This is a genomic window from Rhodopirellula sp. UH5 (genome assembly GCF_056839225.1).
The window spans coordinates 3,215,210-3,232,724 of the sequence record NZ_CM166390.1 but is presented as its reverse complement, the minus strand read 5'-3'; the positions used below and the strand labels follow the sequence as shown (position 1 = coordinate 3,232,724).

11 protein-coding genes are annotated in these 17,515 nt (G+C 58.4%); 5 read left to right on the top strand and 6 right to left on the bottom strand.

Going from position 1 to position 17,515, the window contains the following annotated elements; all coding sequences use genetic code 11:
- Window positions 1-27: 27 nt before the first annotated feature.
- Window positions 28-2,190, bottom strand: a complete 2,163-nt coding sequence (locus UH5x_RS11565) for a mu-protocadherin (protein ID WP_482635738.1) — start codon at window positions 2,188-2,190, stop codon at window positions 28-30.
- A gap of 442 nt (window positions 2,191-2,632) precedes the next feature.
- On the opposite strand from UH5x_RS11565, the gene UH5x_RS11560 reads away from it, so the two are divergent.
- Window positions 2,633-3,880 carry a DUF1559 domain-containing protein gene (locus UH5x_RS11560; protein WP_047814977.1) on the top strand — a complete coding sequence of 416 codons (1,248 nt, stop codon included), beginning with the start codon at window positions 2,633-2,635 and terminating at the stop codon, window positions 3,878-3,880.
- A 260-nt stretch (window positions 3,881-4,140) separates the two neighbouring features.
- Here UH5x_RS11560 and UH5x_RS11555 read toward each other — a convergent pair whose 3' ends face one another.
- On the bottom strand, window positions 4,141-4,329 hold the full coding sequence (locus UH5x_RS11555) for a hypothetical protein (protein WP_047814976.1): 189 nt from the start codon (window positions 4,327-4,329) through the stop codon (window positions 4,141-4,143).
- A 250-nt stretch (window positions 4,330-4,579) separates the two neighbouring features.
- A complete protein-coding gene (locus UH5x_RS11550) occupies window positions 4,580-5,605 on the bottom strand; it encodes a glutamine synthetase beta-grasp domain-containing protein (protein ID WP_047814975.1) in 1,026 nt (341 codons plus the stop codon).
- Window positions 5,606-5,976: 371 nt separating this feature from the next.
- Here UH5x_RS11550 and UH5x_RS11545 point away from each other — a divergent pair, with 371 nt between their 5' ends.
- Entirely contained in the window at window positions 5,977-6,561 is a 585-nt protein-coding gene (locus tag UH5x_RS11545; protein WP_482635737.1) for a hypothetical protein, read from the top strand.
- An 81-nt stretch (window positions 6,562-6,642) separates the two neighbouring features.
- On the top strand, window positions 6,643-7,074 hold the full coding sequence (locus tag UH5x_RS11540; RefSeq protein ID WP_047814974.1) for a peptidylprolyl isomerase: 432 nt from the start codon (window positions 6,643-6,645) through the stop codon (window positions 7,072-7,074).
- A gap of 618 nt (window positions 7,075-7,692) precedes the next feature.
- On the opposite strand, the gene UH5x_RS11535 is transcribed toward UH5x_RS11540, so the two are convergent.
- Window positions 7,693-10,614, bottom strand: coding sequence for an FG-GAP-like repeat-containing protein (locus UH5x_RS11535; protein WP_482635970.1), 2,922 nt, complete (start codon window positions 10,612-10,614; stop codon window positions 7,693-7,695).
- A gap of 384 nt (window positions 10,615-10,998) precedes the next feature.
- On the opposite strand from UH5x_RS11535, the gene UH5x_RS11530 reads away from it, so the two are divergent.
- Entirely contained in the window at window positions 10,999-12,660 is a 1,662-nt protein-coding gene (locus UH5x_RS11530; protein ID WP_482635736.1) for an FG-GAP repeat domain-containing protein, read from the top strand.
- A 295-nt stretch (window positions 12,661-12,955) separates the two neighbouring features.
- Here the strand turns inward: UH5x_RS11530 and mutS are convergent, their stop codons facing one another.
- Window positions 12,956-15,625, bottom strand: a complete 2,670-nt coding sequence (gene mutS / locus UH5x_RS11525; protein WP_482635735.1) for a DNA mismatch repair protein MutS — start codon at window positions 15,623-15,625, stop codon at window positions 12,956-12,958.
- 48 nt (window positions 15,626-15,673) lie between these two features.
- A complete protein-coding gene (locus UH5x_RS11520) occupies window positions 15,674-16,453 on the bottom strand; it encodes an NIPSNAP family protein (RefSeq protein WP_047814971.1) in 780 nt (259 codons plus the stop codon).
- Between the two features lie 354 nt (window positions 16,454-16,807).
- Here UH5x_RS11520 and UH5x_RS11515 point away from each other — a divergent pair, with 354 nt between their 5' ends.
- On the top strand, window positions 16,808-17,506 hold the full coding sequence (locus UH5x_RS11515; RefSeq protein ID WP_482635734.1) for an ABC transporter ATP-binding protein: 699 nt from the start codon (window positions 16,808-16,810) through the stop codon (window positions 17,504-17,506).
- Window positions 17,507-17,515: the final 9 nt, after the last annotated feature.

The window sequence follows — 17,515 nt, the reverse complement described above, 5'->3', positions numbered from 1 at the left end:
AGCACGACCTCGAGGGAGGGCGGGAATTCAGGCGACCGCGGCTGAGTTGGCGCTCGCGGCGGCACGTTTCGCTGCCACCATTTCCTGGTACTTCAAACGCAGGACATTCAGCCAGTACATCAGGTAGAGGTTGGCGACGAAAGAGACCAGCAGCAGCGCGTTGAAGAGCGTTTGGGTGGCCACCTTTTCTCGGTCCGCACGAGGGTCTTGGCTGATGGCGCTGCCGAGGGCGTCTTTGTCGTCCAAGGAACCTGCGCCTCTGCCGGGCGGAGGCCCTGCATTGGAAGTTCCCGGTTGCGTGCCGCCCGAGGCAGAGGTGTTGCTGGCGACTCCGCCAGGGTTGTTGGCGTTGGGCGTGAAATTGACGTATTGGTAGGGATAACCCGTCGCCGGATTGATGTTGGGGTTGGCAGGATTGGAATTCGTCGGTGCGTAGGGAATCTGGTGCGGTGTGTAATTCTGGCCGTACGGGTACTGGGACTGGGGTTGCCCGGCGTTGGGCATGGGGGCGGCGGGTTGTTGGCCGTTGGCGTAGAGCGGTCCGGTGTTTGGGTTCCCAGTGTTAGGAGGAACCGTGTTTGAGTTCCCGGTGTTGGGGGCCGCGTAGTTGGGGAAATGGGTGCCTGGATTGGCTTGGCCTTGGTTGGTCTGACCTGGATTGCTGCCCTGTTGGCTGGCGTAGGTCGCGTTGCCGCCGTAACCCGGGTTCCCGTTGGTCGGCGCGCCGTTGGACTGCATGCCCGAGGACTGGGAACGGTTGGGGGTGGGATTGCTGGCCAGGCTTGGGTTGGAACGGTTGCTCTCGTTGGCGTAGGCCGAGTTCGAAAGAGGCCGGCCATTTTGATCAACTCGCTCGCCGTAGGCATTCAGCAAGTAGCCTTCTCGGTCAACGGGAATGCCCGCGGTGTTGAATGACCAGCCATTGGGCGGCAAACGGTCCGCTTCGGCTGGAGTCAGCTTGGGATCGTATTCGTAGCGTTGGATCGTGTTGGCGTCGCCTTGCGAGGAGGTCGCGTAGGTGGTGTCACGTCGAGACGAGGGGGTGGCGAGGGAGTCCGATGCTGTTTGGCCGAAGGGATTTTGTCCGCCCAGGCCGCCGGGCATTTGGTTGAAATTGCCAGTGTTGAAGGCTGAGTTGGGGCTGTTTCGGTTGCTTGGATCTGCGCCGGTGCGTGGTGCAGCGCCAGGATCCGAGGCCAAGGAGCCATTTGTCGGGTTGGTGGCAGGGGCGGTGGAGGGACGCGAAGCGGGACGGTTGCCCAGTGCGTACCAGTCATCGTCATCATTGGGCCAAGGCGGCGCACTCGATCCGGTCGATGCGGACGTGGGTGCGGTCGACGGGCCGCCGTTTCGGGCGGAGCGATCCATGGTGGCTGGATTGGATGTTCCGGGGTTCGCCGTGTAGGGGTTCGCAGCGTTGGGATTGGTGGTGCCCGAGTAGGCCGTGTTGCCTCCGGTGAACGGGGGCGGAGCGACGGTCGTCGACGAGGCACGCGAGGCCGCCGCCGGGTCATTGCTCGCTGTGCTGGGCATGCCCAGACCGAGGTTCCGCCGAGTGGCCTCTGCAAAGGCTTCCGCTTCAGCGCGGAGCGTGTCGTTGAGTGACGCTGTGTTGGCAGCGCCCGTGTTGGGGACGCCTGTGCCCGGGGTGGATCCAACGCCGCCTTGCGCCAACGAGGGCGGCATGTTGAAACCGCTGGTCGAAGGTCCGGTGGTTGGGGCGGGAGGTTCGTAGCCACCGGGAAGATTCATGCCTCCGGATTGAGGTTTCATCAACCGGGTGACGCTGGGTGAGTTGACGTTGCCAGGGATGATTCTTGGTTGCGTCGAGTTCGATGTCATCGGGATCGGAATCGGCCGACGATCATCCGAGGCGATTGGCAGACTGCGGAGCGCATTCTCGTCCGAGACCACCTGCGAAACCCCTGAGGGATGCGACGCATTGGTTTGGTTCCAATGAGCAGGTGTCTCGCGAGGGACACTTCCGGTGCCAACTCGGATCACGATTTCGCTGACTCGTCCCCGCACTTCGGGCGAGATCGTGCTGGTGATTTCACCCACACGCTCGAGTTGATCGAGTTGGTCTGGCGGGACTTGGATGATGTATTTCACCCCATCGGCACCATCCGGAGTCCATCCGAAGGTGATGCCCATCGTCGCGACCAACAATAACGTCACAGCGCCACCCATGGCACAATCCTTTGCTGTGTTCAGTTGTGGGCTTGGAAGCACATTCCGAGTGATTCACATCGCAGCCCATCGGGTTTCACGCCAAATCGTACCGGCGATTGCTGATCGAGGTAAAGCCCGATGTGGGGTGAAAACACAAGACACTTGGATGCTCCGTCTGAAACGCTGAGTCGGGTGATGGGAGCCTCGTGAATGGCAGCCGATTGCAGAGCTGAATTCGATTTGCATGCTCTCGCTGGGGTGTCTGATGCAGCTCCCTGGGGGGTGTTTATGGGGCGAGAAGCCGCCTAGATGGATTTCTCTGGTGGGGAATCTCTCGAAAATTTGGTTTTGTTACAGGATGTTTGTGTACCCGCTGCCGGCGGGATCCCTAAGATGGGAACGCATCGCATTGCTCCAGATGAGTGTGTGATTTTTCATTTTGTTCTAGGGAGATTTTGTTATGAAGCGTTTTCGTGTCCAGCCAAAGGGTTTCACTTTGGTGGAGCTTTTGGTGGTGATTGCCATCATTGGCGTTTTGGTGGGGCTGCTGCTGCCAGCCGTGCAAGCCGCCCGAGAAGCAGCTCGTCGAATGAGCTGCAGTAATAATTTCAAGCAATTGGGCTTGGCAATTCACAATTACCACTCGGCGTACAACCAGCTGCCGATTCATGGGGTCGGAACGGGTGGGACAGATGGAGGTGCCGCCCCGTTTGGAAACACTGGTGTGACGACCAATTGGTGGACAAACTATGGCGATGCCAACGCTTGGCGTTTGAGCATGCTGGTAGGCCTGACTCCTTTCGTCGAACAGCAGGGGCTGTGGGAAGAAATCAGCAACCCTAGCCTGGTCAACGCGTTGGACCTGAATACACCGCTGACCGTACCTTGGCCCGCGATGGGGCCAGCGGTCGAGTTTTTGCAGTACCGGCCTTGGATGACGAATATGCCAACGCTTCGTTGTCCAAGCGATCCTGGTCAGGGTTTGCCAGGTCAAGGACGCACGAACTACGGTGCCTGCCTGGGTGATTCCATGGAGTGGTCGGTCCGTGGGACCAAGTCACACGATGGGACCAGTGGCGAAAAGGTGAACAACAGCGGCTGGGCGCAGCGTTCGCGTGCTGCTGACCGAGGTATGTTCGTTCCTCACACGACTTCCAAATTCCGAGATGTCTTGGATGGATTGTCCAACACGGTTGCGATGGCAGAGATGCTCACGGATCTTGGTGATCGGGACACGCGTGGGATCCAGTCGATCAATGGGAACCCACCCAATGAAGTTCGGCTGAACCCCAATTACTGCGTGGAGAACAACCAGATTGACCCAGAACGTCCACAGTTTTGGCTTGCGACAACTTCGATCCAAGGTGTGAATGGTGGCCGCGGTTACAAGTGGGCCGATTTTCGTCCTAATTTCAGCGGAATCCACACCATTGCTCCGCCGAATGCAGCGATCTGTGGTGGCAACAACGCGGGGCAAACGGGAATGTTCCCGCCATCGAGCCGTCACCAAGGTGGCGCCCATATTTTGATGGGCGATGGAGCGATCAAGTTCATCACGGATTCGATCGAGGCCGGGAACCAAAACCACGAGATGGTTTGGCAAAGCGCCTCGATGGCAACCGCGAAGCCAGGGTCCAAGAGCCCGTATGGCGTTTGGGGAGCGATGGGAACCAAGGGTGGTCGTGAGATCATCGACCAAGAGTTTTGACCCTCACGAAGCAACCTTCAAACCAAGGTGCTGAGGAACAACGAAAGCCGGCTTCGCTCATTTGAGTGAAGCCGGCTTTTTTTAGGAATCATTCGGAAACAACTTCGGTCTTGAGAGTGTCAACGGAACGACCCGAGTCCTCCAGCAACGACCAGGTGGCTCACGCCATTCCGCCAAAACGGATTGATGAACCGTTCCTTCGTCTTGACCCCGAGCGACAGGGATGGAATCCCAGTCGCTCGGGCTTCAAACAGCGTTGGTTACGGTTTGGTTTCGAGGGTACCGTCCATCGACGCGAGGTCTTTCTCTTGTTCAGCCTGGTAGGCGTCGATCGCCGACTGGTCAGCGTCTTCCAACGCGGTGGTGGGTTGCGAGGGGCAGCCAACTGCGGTGCCCAGTGTGAGGCAGCAAAGGACAGCGAGGGCTCGCCGGAGGTTCAAGACGTTCATGGGGGCTCCAGTAACAAACGTAAAAAGGACAAGCGTCAACTACGTGGACGCGGCGCTTGTATTGTAACTGTTTCGCGCACGGGACGTGTTGCTCTGCGTGAAAGCTGAGTGGCATGACGCCCGATGTCGGCGCATGAAAAATGCCGAGTCACCTGGGTGACTCGGCATCGAGAGTTCGAGTGGATTCAAGTGTTGCGATTTCAGTCGCTCACAATCGAATCGGCTCAGCAGCCTGGGCCGGGGACGTCCATCAGACGCCGGCTGGCACGTTGGCCGTCTTGACCGTTGCGATAATCGCACTGGCAACCATGTATGGGTCCGCGTTGGAGGCGGGGCGACGATCTTCCAACCAGCCCTTCCAGCCATTTTCGACGGTGGCGATTGGAATGCGGATCGATGCACCGCGGTCCGAGATGCCGTAGCTGAACTTGTCGATCGATTGCGTTTCGTGCAAACCGGTCAAACGTTGGTCATTGTCAGCACCGTAGACATCGATGTGCTCGGTGATCCGAGGCTCGAAGGCTTGGCAGATCGCATCGTAAACTTCTTTGCTGCCACACGTCCGGAGGGTCGTGTTGCTGAAGTTGGCGTGCATGCCGCTGCCGTTCCAGTCGCCCTTGACTGGTTTGCAGTGGTAGTTGATTTCCATGCCGTATTTTTCACCGGTGCGATCCAGCAAGTAGCGGGCGAGCCAGATCTCGTCGCCAGCTTGGGCGGCGCCCTTGGCGAAGATTTGGAATTCCCACTGACCCATCATGACTTCGGCGTTGATGCCTTCGACATTCAGGCCAGCTTCCAAGCACAGTTCCAGGTGCTCTTCGACAATTTCGCGACCGACTGCTTTGCCAGCACCGACGGAGCAGTAGTAAGGGCCTTGAGGGGCTGGGAAGCCTTCTGAAGGGAAGCCGATTGGCTTTTTGGTTTCCGGATCGAAGATCGTGTACTCCTGTTCGAAGCCGAACCAGAAGTCATTGTCGTCGTCGTGGATGGTTGCACGCCCGTTGCTACGGTGAGGACTGCCATCAGCATTCATCACTTCGCACATCACCAAGAATCCGGTGCCCAAACGATCTGGATCGGGAACGCAGTAAACAGGTTTCAGCAAGCAATCGCTGGCACCGCCGGGGGCTTGTTCGGTGGACGAGCCATCAAAGCACCAGACAGGTGCATCTTCCACGTTGCCGCTGAAGTCGCTGACAACCTTGGTTTTGCTGCGCATGCTCTGGGTCGGTTGATAGCCGTCGAGCCAGATGTATTCCAATTTGCACTTGGTCATGGATGCGTGTCTCCTAAAGACTTTCGGGCGCTCTTGGCGATTTTGCCAGAACTAAAGAATGAAACTGTCAGACAAACGGTTCTACCCAACCGCAGCAATTGAAAACAAACGACTCAGTTTGCGTCAGATGCAGCCAACAGTTCCCTAAAATACCCGAATTGAATCGATTTACCAATGCTCCGAAAACCAAGATTCTGGGGCGGTACCAAATCCACCGGCATTTGGGTTTAATGTGCGTGCTGTCACGACACGGATGATTGTGACGGGAGCGGGAAGGCTGCGGACCAGCTCTTTCCGTCACCGTGGCCACGGCGTTCGTCAAGGGCTCGTCAGGGAAGAATCTTCACCATCGCGTGGGCGAAAAGGGAATCATGTCCAGTACACCAAACGACCCATTTGACCCGAATCGGGCCTATCAAAATCCGCTGACTCCCGAAGTCGTGGGTGGGCCTGGCGTTCCACCGCCGGCCAAGAAAAAGTGGCCCATGATCCTGGCGATCGTCCTGGGGCTTGGTTTTCTGTCGTTGGTGGTTTGCTGTGGAGTCAGCTGGTACGCGATGTCCAAGGTTGGCGGTTTGGCGGTGGTGTTCGAACCCGTCAAAGAAGATTTGAATCGCATGCCCGAGGTCACCGAGGAAATCGGTTCGATCGAATCGATGTCCATGAACTTCAGCGAAACGGTCAACGAAGCCGAACAGAACCCCGATTTCATCGTGTTTGACTTGGAAGGCACCACTGGCTCTGCCAAGGCCGCTGTCAAAGTGGGATCCGATGGCGGGGTGGAAAAAGCCGTCCTGATCCTGCCCGATGGGACTCGCAAAGAACTCGACCCGTCGAATCAGTCCGCCAGCGTTCCCAGCATCCCCCGTCTCGACGAAACGCAGACGGACGACACGACCTTTGAAGACGAAACCGAGCGAGAGCTTCGTGAATTGGAATCTTCGCTCGATTTGTGATCTCGAGTTGCCGGAATGGAACTGGGGTCCCAATCAAAATCAACCAACGAACCGTTTTTACTACCTTGACGAAAGTGACCGATGAAAGTTGCCACATTTGATACCGATCGCGGAACGATTCGCATCGAATTGTTTGACGACAAAACTCCCAAGACCGTTGAAAACTTTGAAACGCTCTGCGAGAAGAAGTATTACGACGGGCTGGTTTTCCATCGCGTGATCCCCAACTTCATGGTCCAAGGCGGCTGCCCCGAAGGCAGCGGTCGCGGTGGCCCCGGTTACCAGTTTGAAGATGAATTTCATCCCGATCTCAAGCACGATGGTCCCGGCGTTTTGTCGATGGCCAATGCGGGGCCGAACACCAACGGTTCGCAGTTCTTCATTACGCATGAAGCCCAGCCTCACCTCGACAACCGACACAGCGTGTTCGGCAAGGTCATCGAAGGCCAGGACATCGTCGATGCGATTGAGCAAGGCGACAAGATGAAGACCGTTCGCGTCACCGAAGAGTGAATGCGATTCATTCCTGGCGTTTTCCGCGTCGTGGATGATCTCAAAATCAAAGCGACCCCGGTGAGTTCACCGGGGTTTTTTTGTGCTGTTTCGAAGTCGCGGGCGAGGTTGCCCAGCATCGCCCCGGATGGGGCCGCCGTCGTTAGCTCGGGGCGGAAGCCCGAGACCGATGGCGGCCAACAGTACGCCGCCCCGGACGGGGCCGTCGTGGGGGGATTCCGTGGGGTACCTCGCTGACGCGTTCGGGTTGTGATGGGGGGCGATCGACGGACTTGGTGGTCTGTCGTTTCGGGACGTTTTTCCTGGACTGCTAAATGTTTGCTGTTGGTGCTCTGATAGCGGATGCAACTTTTCTTCCGGCTTCTGTCTTTCTTCATCCCGGTAGGGATGTCAGATGGTACCCCCGGTAAACGAGCCCCCCTGAAAAACTCTCCCTCCCGCTGTGGCCGATGGCCACGGCGGGAGGGAGAGTGGCGACGCGGGCATGTCCGTCGGTGGTCGAGCGAAGCGAGGGGAGGGTCGAGCATCGGAACCAGCGCGTAACCCTCCCCGACCCGAAGCGGTCCGACCCTCCCAAAGGGAGGGTGAAGTAAAACGGCACAACCTCTTCTCGGCGGCTCAGGGAAGCTGAATCGCGTTGGGCTGGCCCTGGACCATCAACCATTCCGAGTTCGTTGCGATGCCCTGGAACGTTTGTGGTTGATCGTTTGGCCATCGGATTTCAACCGTGACGTTGTCGGCAGAATCCGGGCAACTCAGGGTCCAGGCGGCTTCGTCGTTGCTGAAGTAACTTCCACCGGCGATGACCCAGTGTTTCCGTTGCCAGTCGCCTGCCGTCACGGTGATCCAAGTGCCGATCGCATCGCGAGACGACTCTGTGCCAGCCACTCGGATCTTCAGTTTGGGGGATTGGGAAGCGGTGTGATTGACGAGCATCGCAGCCGGTTCGGTTTGATGGGTCACCATCAGATCAGGTCGGAGGTCGCGGTTGACATCGATCGTCCACAAACTGCGCCCGACATGGGGCTGGGAAAGGTACTCGCCCGACATGGGTGCCGTTTCAAATCGGCCATCGGATCCATGGCGAAAGATCTGCGCCGGTTGAGCGTAGAGACTGCGGCGAGCGGACGACTGAGAGGGTTCCTCCGACAAGTCATCGCGTTGGAAGATGTCGACGTGGCCGTTGGCAACGATCAATTCGTTCTGCCCGTCGCCGTCCAGGTCTGTCGAGGTGGTTCCGAAGCCAACCAAGGGCAGCGTGTCCGAGCCCAGGTTCACTGCCATGGTGGAGTCGCGATAGCTGCCAGGGCCGGTTTGCAGGTGCAGCGTGTTGTATTCCTGGTCGAAGTTGGTGACGTAGAAGTCGATCTTTCCGTCCTGATTGAAATCGTCGACCGCGATGCCCATCGAACCCTGCGCGATGGAGCGACCATCCACGGCCAGCCCGCGAGGCAAGGCGGACTCGGACCAGTTGCTGTTCGTATCACCTGGCGAGGGTGACCAGTAAAAGTTGCTGGTCATGTCGTTGGCAATGAAGACTTGATTGCCTGGTCGATCTTCAAAGCGACCGATCGCGACGCCAAGTCCCCGTCCGGGATCAGTGGCAAGGACGTTCCAGTCCTGCGTGACGTCTTGAATGCCTCCGCGCGGCTGAGTCCGAAAGAATTGGTCTTGGTCTCCACGGAATCGCATCGGAGAACAGGACCGGGCGGGTTCGTCGGACCCGTCGCCACAAACAAACGTGACAGGATCCAATCCTTCGCAGTAATTCAGGACGACCATGTCGGTCAATCCGTCGGAATCGAGGTCGGCAAACGCGGCGCCCGTCGACCAACGTGTTTCGTCAGGTTGGTCCATCCATTTGGCCGTTTCATCGACGAAGGTTCCGTCACCTTGATTGATCAGCAACACGTTGGGTCCGTAGTTCGTGCACAGCAAATCAGGCCAGCCATCTTCGTTGAGATCGCCGACCGCGATTCCTTGGGCAAACCCGCGATCGTTCACGCCGGCCGATTCCGGTGCCGTGACGAAGACTCCATTCTCGTTGCGAAGCAAAACATTCGGCGGTGAATCCTTGTGCGGTGGCGTGCCACCGGCGGTCACCAGTGCCAGATCGCTCCAGCCGTCCAGGTCAAAGTCCAGTGTTGCACCACCACAGCCGAGCGTCTGATGCAGGCTGATTCCCGGCTGGTCGAGGTCTTGGCCCGTCGCTGCCAAGAATGAAACGCCTCGCTGCTGGGCTTCGTCGACCAACTCAATCGGTTGGACTTGGTCGCTGGCGGCTTGGGGCATCTCGGCGGCAGGAGTTCGGTTTCGCAATGGATCGGGCTCGGACTCCTGTTCTTTGATTTGTTGTTGTAGGAATCGTTCGAGGGAGGGTTGGAATGTGAAATCCGAAAGATCCAGTTTCAGCTCCGGATGGTTCTGCACCTCTTGCCAAGGTGTGTCACGACGAAGCTGAGCGACCAAGTCCTGACGCAATTGTTTCAGGTCGACCGAATCATCTTCGGGGAGTTGCATGCCGATGGAGATCCAGGCTTCGGCTTCCCAGGGGCGGCCCAGATCTTTCACGACGCTCACCATTTCAGCGATCACCGATCGTGAGATTCGGCCGGACCGGTCGAAGCGTCGGCGAAGTTGGTTGAATCGATTGAGTTGTTTGGCTCGGTCGCCGATGGCTTTGACGACGGTTGGTTCGACTCCCAACGGCGGATCGGATTGCAAGACACGTTGCAGGTCCAACCAGGATCGCGAAATGTCGGGGTCGGTCTGGGTGGCTCTCCAGTGGGCTTTGGCGGCCGCCTCAAGGTTGCCGGTGGCTTCGGCCCACATGCCCATCGCGGTCCAAAAGTGTCGTCGCTGGGTCACCTGGGATGGCATTGATGCCAGCGATGATTCCAGTTCTTCCCAGTCCGCTTGTTCGGCCAGCAAGAGCGAACGCATGGCTGCGGCGGTCGCGTAATCGGGGTGGCGCTGGACGATCTTGTCCAGGCTCTCTCGGGCTTCATCAAACAGATTTTGGTCCAAGGCGGATCGAGCCGCGCCAATCAAGGGACGAAGGTCGTCCGGATTGCGGGCCACCATTTCATCCAGCGGCTTGGCATCCATCGACCGGATCTCGGTGTCGGTCATCGTCATCAGCAGTTCCAGGTCGAACTGACGATCTCGGATCAAGCTTTGTCCGTTGAGCAGCCCTGCGTCGCGTTCTTCCGTGCCCATCTGGAGGTCAAACAGCATCCTTCGGGTGTCGTGGCGATCCGGATGAGCCGTCACGACTCGTTCTAGGAATGCCATCGCATCGTGAGTTCGACCGGCTGAGATCATCGCGATCAGCGTCTCGTCGACGCGTTTAGGCGAAGCGTAGTTCTCGACTCGGCTGGCTTGCGCCAGGTAGTCGGCGGCCAGGTTGGCTCGGCCGGTTTGGTGCGCGACTCGAGCCACAAACGTGATCGCTTCGGGATCCTCGCTGTGTTTTTCCAGCACCGCGTCACGCAGGTTCCAAGCCTCGTCCCATTTGCCGGTGCGTCCCAAAACTCGCATGCGACCCAGCGGGCGTTTGACCGTGGATTCCTGGCCAGGGTCAATGGACGGGGTGGAGCTGGGGCAACCCACGCAGAGTCCTAGCAAGAAACCAATCGCAATGGATTGGTAAATCCCGGCAGTGTGGCGGCGGAGGGAATTCATCAATGGAAAACAAGGTGCGTTCATGAACGCCATTGTATCCCAGCAATTGCTTTGCGATCAGCGGCGGGGCTACACTGCGAACAGGATTTCGTTGTCTTGGGATCCCTTTCCCGGTTCTGCGAATGAGCACGCTGGGGAACTCTCAGCAGGGTTGTTTCCACTCGTTTTGGGATTGTTTTTTTGTTTCGTGGCACGCCTCCGACACTCGTTCGTTTGTTTGGCATTGGGATCGCCCTTGGAGTGCTTTCACTCGAACTCGGCTGCACGCCTCGGTCCGATGCGCCGCCCGAGGCGGGGAAACGCACGGTCGCGCCGTCAACGGACCAGCCCAAAGACCCCGTCGATCCCGGTGTGGAGGCAGCGACTTCAGCGGCAACGTCTGATGCGCGGAAGATCGGGGATCGGTTGGTCGAACGGGTGCGCCCCCAAGTCGAAGTCTTTTGCACGGCGTGTCACGTCATGCCATCACCCGCGGGAGCCCCGAAGCATGAATGGCCGCAATTGGTCGACCAGATGTACATGACCTACAAGGATTCGGGACGCAGCGATTTGGTGGTTCCCGATCGGACCGAGGCATTGAAGTTCTTTCAGATCCAGGCGCCAGAGTCGAAGAACTTGCCGTTTGCGAAGCAAGAGTTCGGCCCCAGCACTGCCCGTTGGGATCAGCGACCGGTCGATTTGGAAACGTCACGTCCGCCAGGGATCAGTCATCTGCAATGGATCTCGTCTGGATTGGGGGATTCACCAGCCCTGGTCGCGTGCGACGTCAACACGGGAGCATTGTTTGCAAGTTGGCCCAGTGAGCCCGAGCGACCGCCCCAGCGATTGGCGACCCTGTTTCAACCGGTTCATGTGGAGCCTTGTGACCTCGATGGCGACGGGGTGTTGGATTTGATCGTGGCGGATGTGGGTGAGTTCAATGCCGCGGACAGCGACCTCGGTCAGGTCATCGCGCTTCACCAAGAAGCACCGGGGGAAGCCAACGAAGTCGGGACGATGAAGAAGATCGTTTTGGCGGAAGGGCTGGGCCGAGTCGCCGAGGTCCAGCCGGGCGATTTTGATTCCGACGGGGACCTCGACTTCATCGTGGCGGTGTTCGGGTGGAGAAAAACCGGCGGGCTGTATTTATTGCGTCGGGATGGCGAAGTCGACATTCAGCTTGGCGCGGAGGCTTTCACGTTGGAAACCATTGACGAGCGATCCGGGCCGGTCAACGTTCCCACGATCGACCTGAACGGCGATGGGCACCTGGACTTTGTGGCGTTGATCAGCCAAGAGCATGAAGTGATCGAAGCGTTCTTCAACGATGGAACCGGGCACTTTCGAAACGTCGTGATGCATGCGGCTCCCGATCCGTCTTATGGATCGACGGGCATTGAACTGGTCGACCTGGATCGCGACGGTGATGTCGATGTGCTGTACAGCAACGGCGACTCGTTCGATCGAGGAGCCAAACGTCATCATCAAATTCAGTGGCTGGAAAATCCGTTCGAGGATCAACGCCAATGGAAGGAGTCTTCACCCGCAAAATCAGGGCAAGCACCTCGGGCAGAGTTCCGGCATCATCGGCTGGCGAGCATGCCCGGTGTGTTGCGAGCTCAAGCAGGCGACTTCGATGGAGACGGCGATCTCGATGTGATCGCGGGAGCACTGTTGGCCACGCCCACCATCGTTGCATGGCAAGGAAGTGGTTCCCCGTCACTGTTGTTGTTGCGACAAACCGAGGCGGGTGTGTTTGAGGGAGAGATCCTTGAAACGGATCTTCAACGGCACCTCACACTCGAGGTCGCCGACATGGACGCTGATGGCGTAGACGAATTCGCAATCGGCAACTTCTTCCGCGATGGCGAATCCAGCGACCCGCACATCCGGTGGTGGAAAGAAGCGAACACGAAGAATTGAGGTTCTCCATCGAAACGTTGGGGCTCGCTTTGGTCACGGCCGGACCTTGGGTTGAAACCCAAGGCTGGCCAAATGCCGTCGCTCCGCGACTGTTCGTTTGAGATGTTGGTCAACCAACCGCGGAGCGGTGGCATTTGATAGCGTCGGGTTTCAACCCGACGTCTCGGATGCCCGCCCCCACTCCAAAGCCGCGGAGCGGCGGCAGATCGTTCCGAACTCGTTGCCGACTCTCGTCGCTAGGGATGAAACTTGCGGAACCCAATCATTCCTGCCTGTCTGCTTAGCGGAACGGGTCTTACCCCTTCACCGCTTTCGGACCCGCGGTGAGTTTCGCTTTTGCCTCTTGCAAAAACTGCCAAGCTTGAATGGGTGACATCGAATCAATGTCGACCGATTCAATCTCTTGGATCAACGGGTGATCGGCGTAGCCAAACAGGGTCAGCTGATACGTGTCACCGGATCCTTTGCCGCCGCTCGGCGGAGCGATGGTCGGGCGATCCAAGCTGTCGCGGTGATCGGCTTCGAGTTGGGCGAGCACATCTTTGGCACGCTCGTTGACTTCGACGGGAATCCCGGCCAATCGAGCGACTTGGATGCCGTAGCTCTTGTCTGCACTTCCCGGCACGATGCGGTGCAAGAACACCACTTCGTCTTGCCATTCTTTCACCGCGACGCTGAGGTTGGCGACTCGCGGAAGCGTTTCCTGCAGTGCGGCGAGTTCGTGGTAGTGAGTTGCGAAGAGGGTTCGAGCGCCGATCTGTTCGTGCAGGTGTTCGGTGATCGCCCAGGCCAATGACAGGCCATCATACGTGCTGGTTCCACGTCCGATTTCGTCGAGGATGACCAAGCTGCGAGACGTTGCTGTGTTCAGGATGCGAGCGGTCTCGACCATCTCCACCATGAACGTGCTTTGGCCGCGACTGAGTTCATCGCTGGCACCGACTCGTGCAAAGATGCGATCGGCGATGCCAATTTCGGCAGACGTTGCGGGCACGAAGCTGCCCGTTTGTGCGAGCAACGTGATCAGGGCGACTTGGCGGATGTACGTGCTTTTGCCCGCCATGTTGGGGCCGGTGATCAACAGGATCATGCCTGTTTCGGGGCTTTGAATGCAATCGTTGGGAACGAATTCGCCTTGAGGCATGGTGACATCCAGCACCGGGTGCCGACCGCCTTCGATCCGAAGCACGCTGTCGTCGGTCAATGTCGGACGCACCCAGTGATGCTGGGCGGCGACTTCGGCGAGCGACGCGACCACATCGATCATCGCGATCGCGCTGGCGACCTCTTGCAAGATGCCCAGGTGCTTGTGCGTGTTTTCGCGAAGCATCGTGAACAGCATTTGTTCGCGACTGGACGCTTTGTCGTCTGCGGCCAGCACCTTCTCTTCGTATTCCTTCAGTTCCGGCGTGATGTACCGTTCGCAATTCTTCAGCGTTTGCTTGCGAATGAAGTCCGCGGGGATTTTGTCTTTTTGAGCGTTGCTGACTTCGAGGAAGTAGCCAAAGACGCGGTTGTAACCGACCTTCAAATTCGAGATGCCGGTTTCGTCCATTTGCCGCTGTTGGTATTCGGCGATCCACCGCTTGCCGCCGCGAGCCAATTCACGAAGTGTGTCAAGTTCGGAGTCAAAGCCTTCGCGAATGAAGTTGCCATCGGCCGCCGACAACGGGCAGTCATCGTTGAGCGCAGCTTCGAGTTGTTCACGCAGTTCCGGGCAGAGATGCAGTTCCGATTCCAAGCGGGTCAGGCAGACGCTGTCACGCTCGGTCAAACGAGCTTTCAGTGCCGGCAATCCGCTGAGTGTGACCGCGACCTGTCGGAGGTCTCGCGGGCCAGTGCGTCCCGTGGCGACACGGGCGAGCAAGCGAGTCAGGTCGTAGGTGTCGCCCAGAATCGTTCGGACGTCGCCCCGCAAGTTGTGGTTGCGAACGAATTCGTCGACCGCATCGGCGCGATACGCGATTGCATCGACATCGATCAGTGGAGCCGCGAGGTGCTCGGCCAGCAACCGCGATCCCATCGGCGTGACCGTGCGATCGATGACGCCCAGCATCGCTCCTTCGCGTGACCCGGTCCGCATGGTGCGAGTGATTTCGAGACTGCGCCGGGTCGCCGCATCGATCTGCAGAACCGGACTGCGGTTGTGGCAGGTCAGGGATCGAAAGTGATCCAGCGAGCCACGCTGGGTTTCCTTCAAGTAGCACAGCACCGCACCGGCGGCGCGAATCGCGACCTCACCGTTCTCTTCAAATCCGAGGCCTTCGAGATTGGCAACGGAGAGCTGTTTGCAGAGCGACTTTTCAGCGTCGGCGGCGGCGTAGCTCCAGGAGGGCCGAGCGGTCCAGGACCACGTCGCGGTCGGGTCCGGATGAACCGACGCATCGTCTTCGCAGTGGATGACTTCGGCGGGGCCGATTCGGGCGAGTTCATCGTCCAGGCGGGCACGGGGGAAAACGCCGGCTTCGAATCGACCACTGGAAAGCTCTGCCCAAGCGATCCCAACGACGTCGCCGCCAGTCGGGTCATTGTTCTTCGCCGCTTGTTTCTGAGCTTTTTCGCGAGCCTTCTGGCTGGGTGCAAAGACGGCCGCCAAGTAGTTGGGCTCTTTCGGGTCGAGCAGGCCTTCGTCGGTCAGCGTGCCAGCACTGACAACCCGCGTGACTTCGCGGCGAACCAAGCCTTTGGCCGATTTGGGGTCCTCGACTTGCTCGCAGACGGCGGCTCGAAAGCCCGCTCGGATCAGCTTTTGAAGGTACTGATCCAGTTGGTGGTGGGGGAACCCCGCCATCGCCGTTGGGTTCTTGCTGTCTTTGTCACGGCTGGTCAGGGTCAGCCCCAAGATCCCCGCAGCGACCTTGGCGTCGTCCAAAAACAGCTCGTAGAAATCGCCCATGCGAAAGAAGAGCAATGCGTCGCCGCACGCCTCTTTCGCCTCGTGGTACTGTCGCATCATGGGAGTCATGCTGCGAATCGTACCGGCAGGCCGCCAACTGGGACAGCCTCGCTGGGGTCACATTTGCGAGTAAGGTTTCGCCGAGAGTACGAATTTATCGATCCGGCTGACCGTGCCACCGAAACGTGGGTTCTTGCTCAGCACTTTCCAGTCCGGGTGGGCTCGGAAAGCGTCCCACGCTTTTTCGCGAGCGGCGTCATTTTTGTACACCGTCAGGTACGTCAGGCTTGGCGTTTGCGGACCCACCAAGGCTTGGCCGATGAAAATGGGCTGGACGCCGCTGTCAAGAAAGATCGGGACTTCACCTTGGTTGAACATTTCAACCTTGAGGTCACCGAGTCGCTCGTTGGCGCTTTCGTACAGGCGGAGTTCGTAGACTCGTTCGTCGTTTTCAAGTGTTCCGGCGGGAACAACGGTTTTGGGCCAGCAATCCATGGCGGTCAGCAATTCACTGCTGATTCGTGAGTACGGAGCCGTCTTGGTGTCGCGACTCAGATAGTCTGCGGCCGCTTTTTTGTATTCCGAGTCCTTCGCCAGCGCCGCGCGGGAAGATTCCATTTGGCCGAGTTCGGCGTAGGGAATGATCACGAAAATGGTCGCGTTTTGTTCGTCAGGCTTGGTTTTGGGAGCAAAGACGCCAATCGGGCCAATCTCCTGGCGTTCCAACGCGGGAATCAGGGCCTTTTCCAGGTACTGATCGATTGCTGCGGCGTCCCCTTTCTCTCCCACCACGATGGTGCGGACTTCGTAGTATTCGTCAGCGGAACTCATGGCAGGTTTCAAACTCGCGGTGAGGCAAAGGGCGGCGATCCAGCCGAACGTCATCCATCGTTTCATGGTGTTGTCTTCAAAGTGGGAGGGAGGAATGTTGCCTGAGTGATCAGGCGACAGGGCAGTGCCGCTCTGTCGGTAGCAGGCACAATCCTTTTTGCCGTCCGCTTCTGCACCAAAATCCCGGGATTGGAAGCGGACGGCACACGGAATGTGCCTGCTACATTTTTTGATTGAGCGACATTGCGAAAGGGGGGCATCGAGGACCAATTTAACACAGGCAAACAGCCGCCACGCAAACCATGGCGTCGCTTGGGAGTTCATTCGTCGGATTTGCGTGATAGGATTCTCAACCAGGGTTCAGGCTCCACCCATCGGACCCTGCCAAACCTTCACCTCCAACGCAGCGGGACGAAACTGTTGACGGATCCAAGTGGCACACCATCGGCTGACACAACTGCTCTGCTCGAACTGAGAGGCGTGAGCAAGCATTTCGCCGACGGTGACGTGGACGCATTGGTAGATGTCAACTTGTCGATCATGTCCGCCGAATTCATCGCAATCGTGGGACCGAGCGGTGGTGGCAAGTCGACGTTGCTGAACATGCTGGGGGCGTTGGATGAACCGACCCAAGGCGAAGTCTGGTTTGAAGGGAAACGCTTGGCGGAGTATCCCAGTTTGGATCAGTTCCGAGCCCACAAGATCGGCTTCATCTTCCAGTCGTATCGCTTGCTGCCGAATCTGACGGCGCAGGAAAACGTTCAGCTGACGATGTTTGACACGCATCCCAATGTGTCGCAGCGAAAGGCGGAAGCGATCCGGCTGCTCGAACGAGTGGGGTTGGGTGACCGAGTGAACCACCGCGCTGACAAACTCTCGATCGGCCAGCGTCAGCGAGTGGCCATCGCAAGAGCGATCGCGGGCAACCCCCCGTTGATTCTGGCGGATGAACCCACGGGTGCGTTGGACACGGAGCGAGGGGATGAAGTGATGGATCTGCTGGATGAACTCCGCCAGGAAGAAGGTGCCACCCTGGTGGTGGTGACCCATGATGAACGCGTCGCCGAGCGAGCTGACCGCGTAGTCTATATATGTGACGGGAGATTGGGGACCGTCTAAGATGGAGTG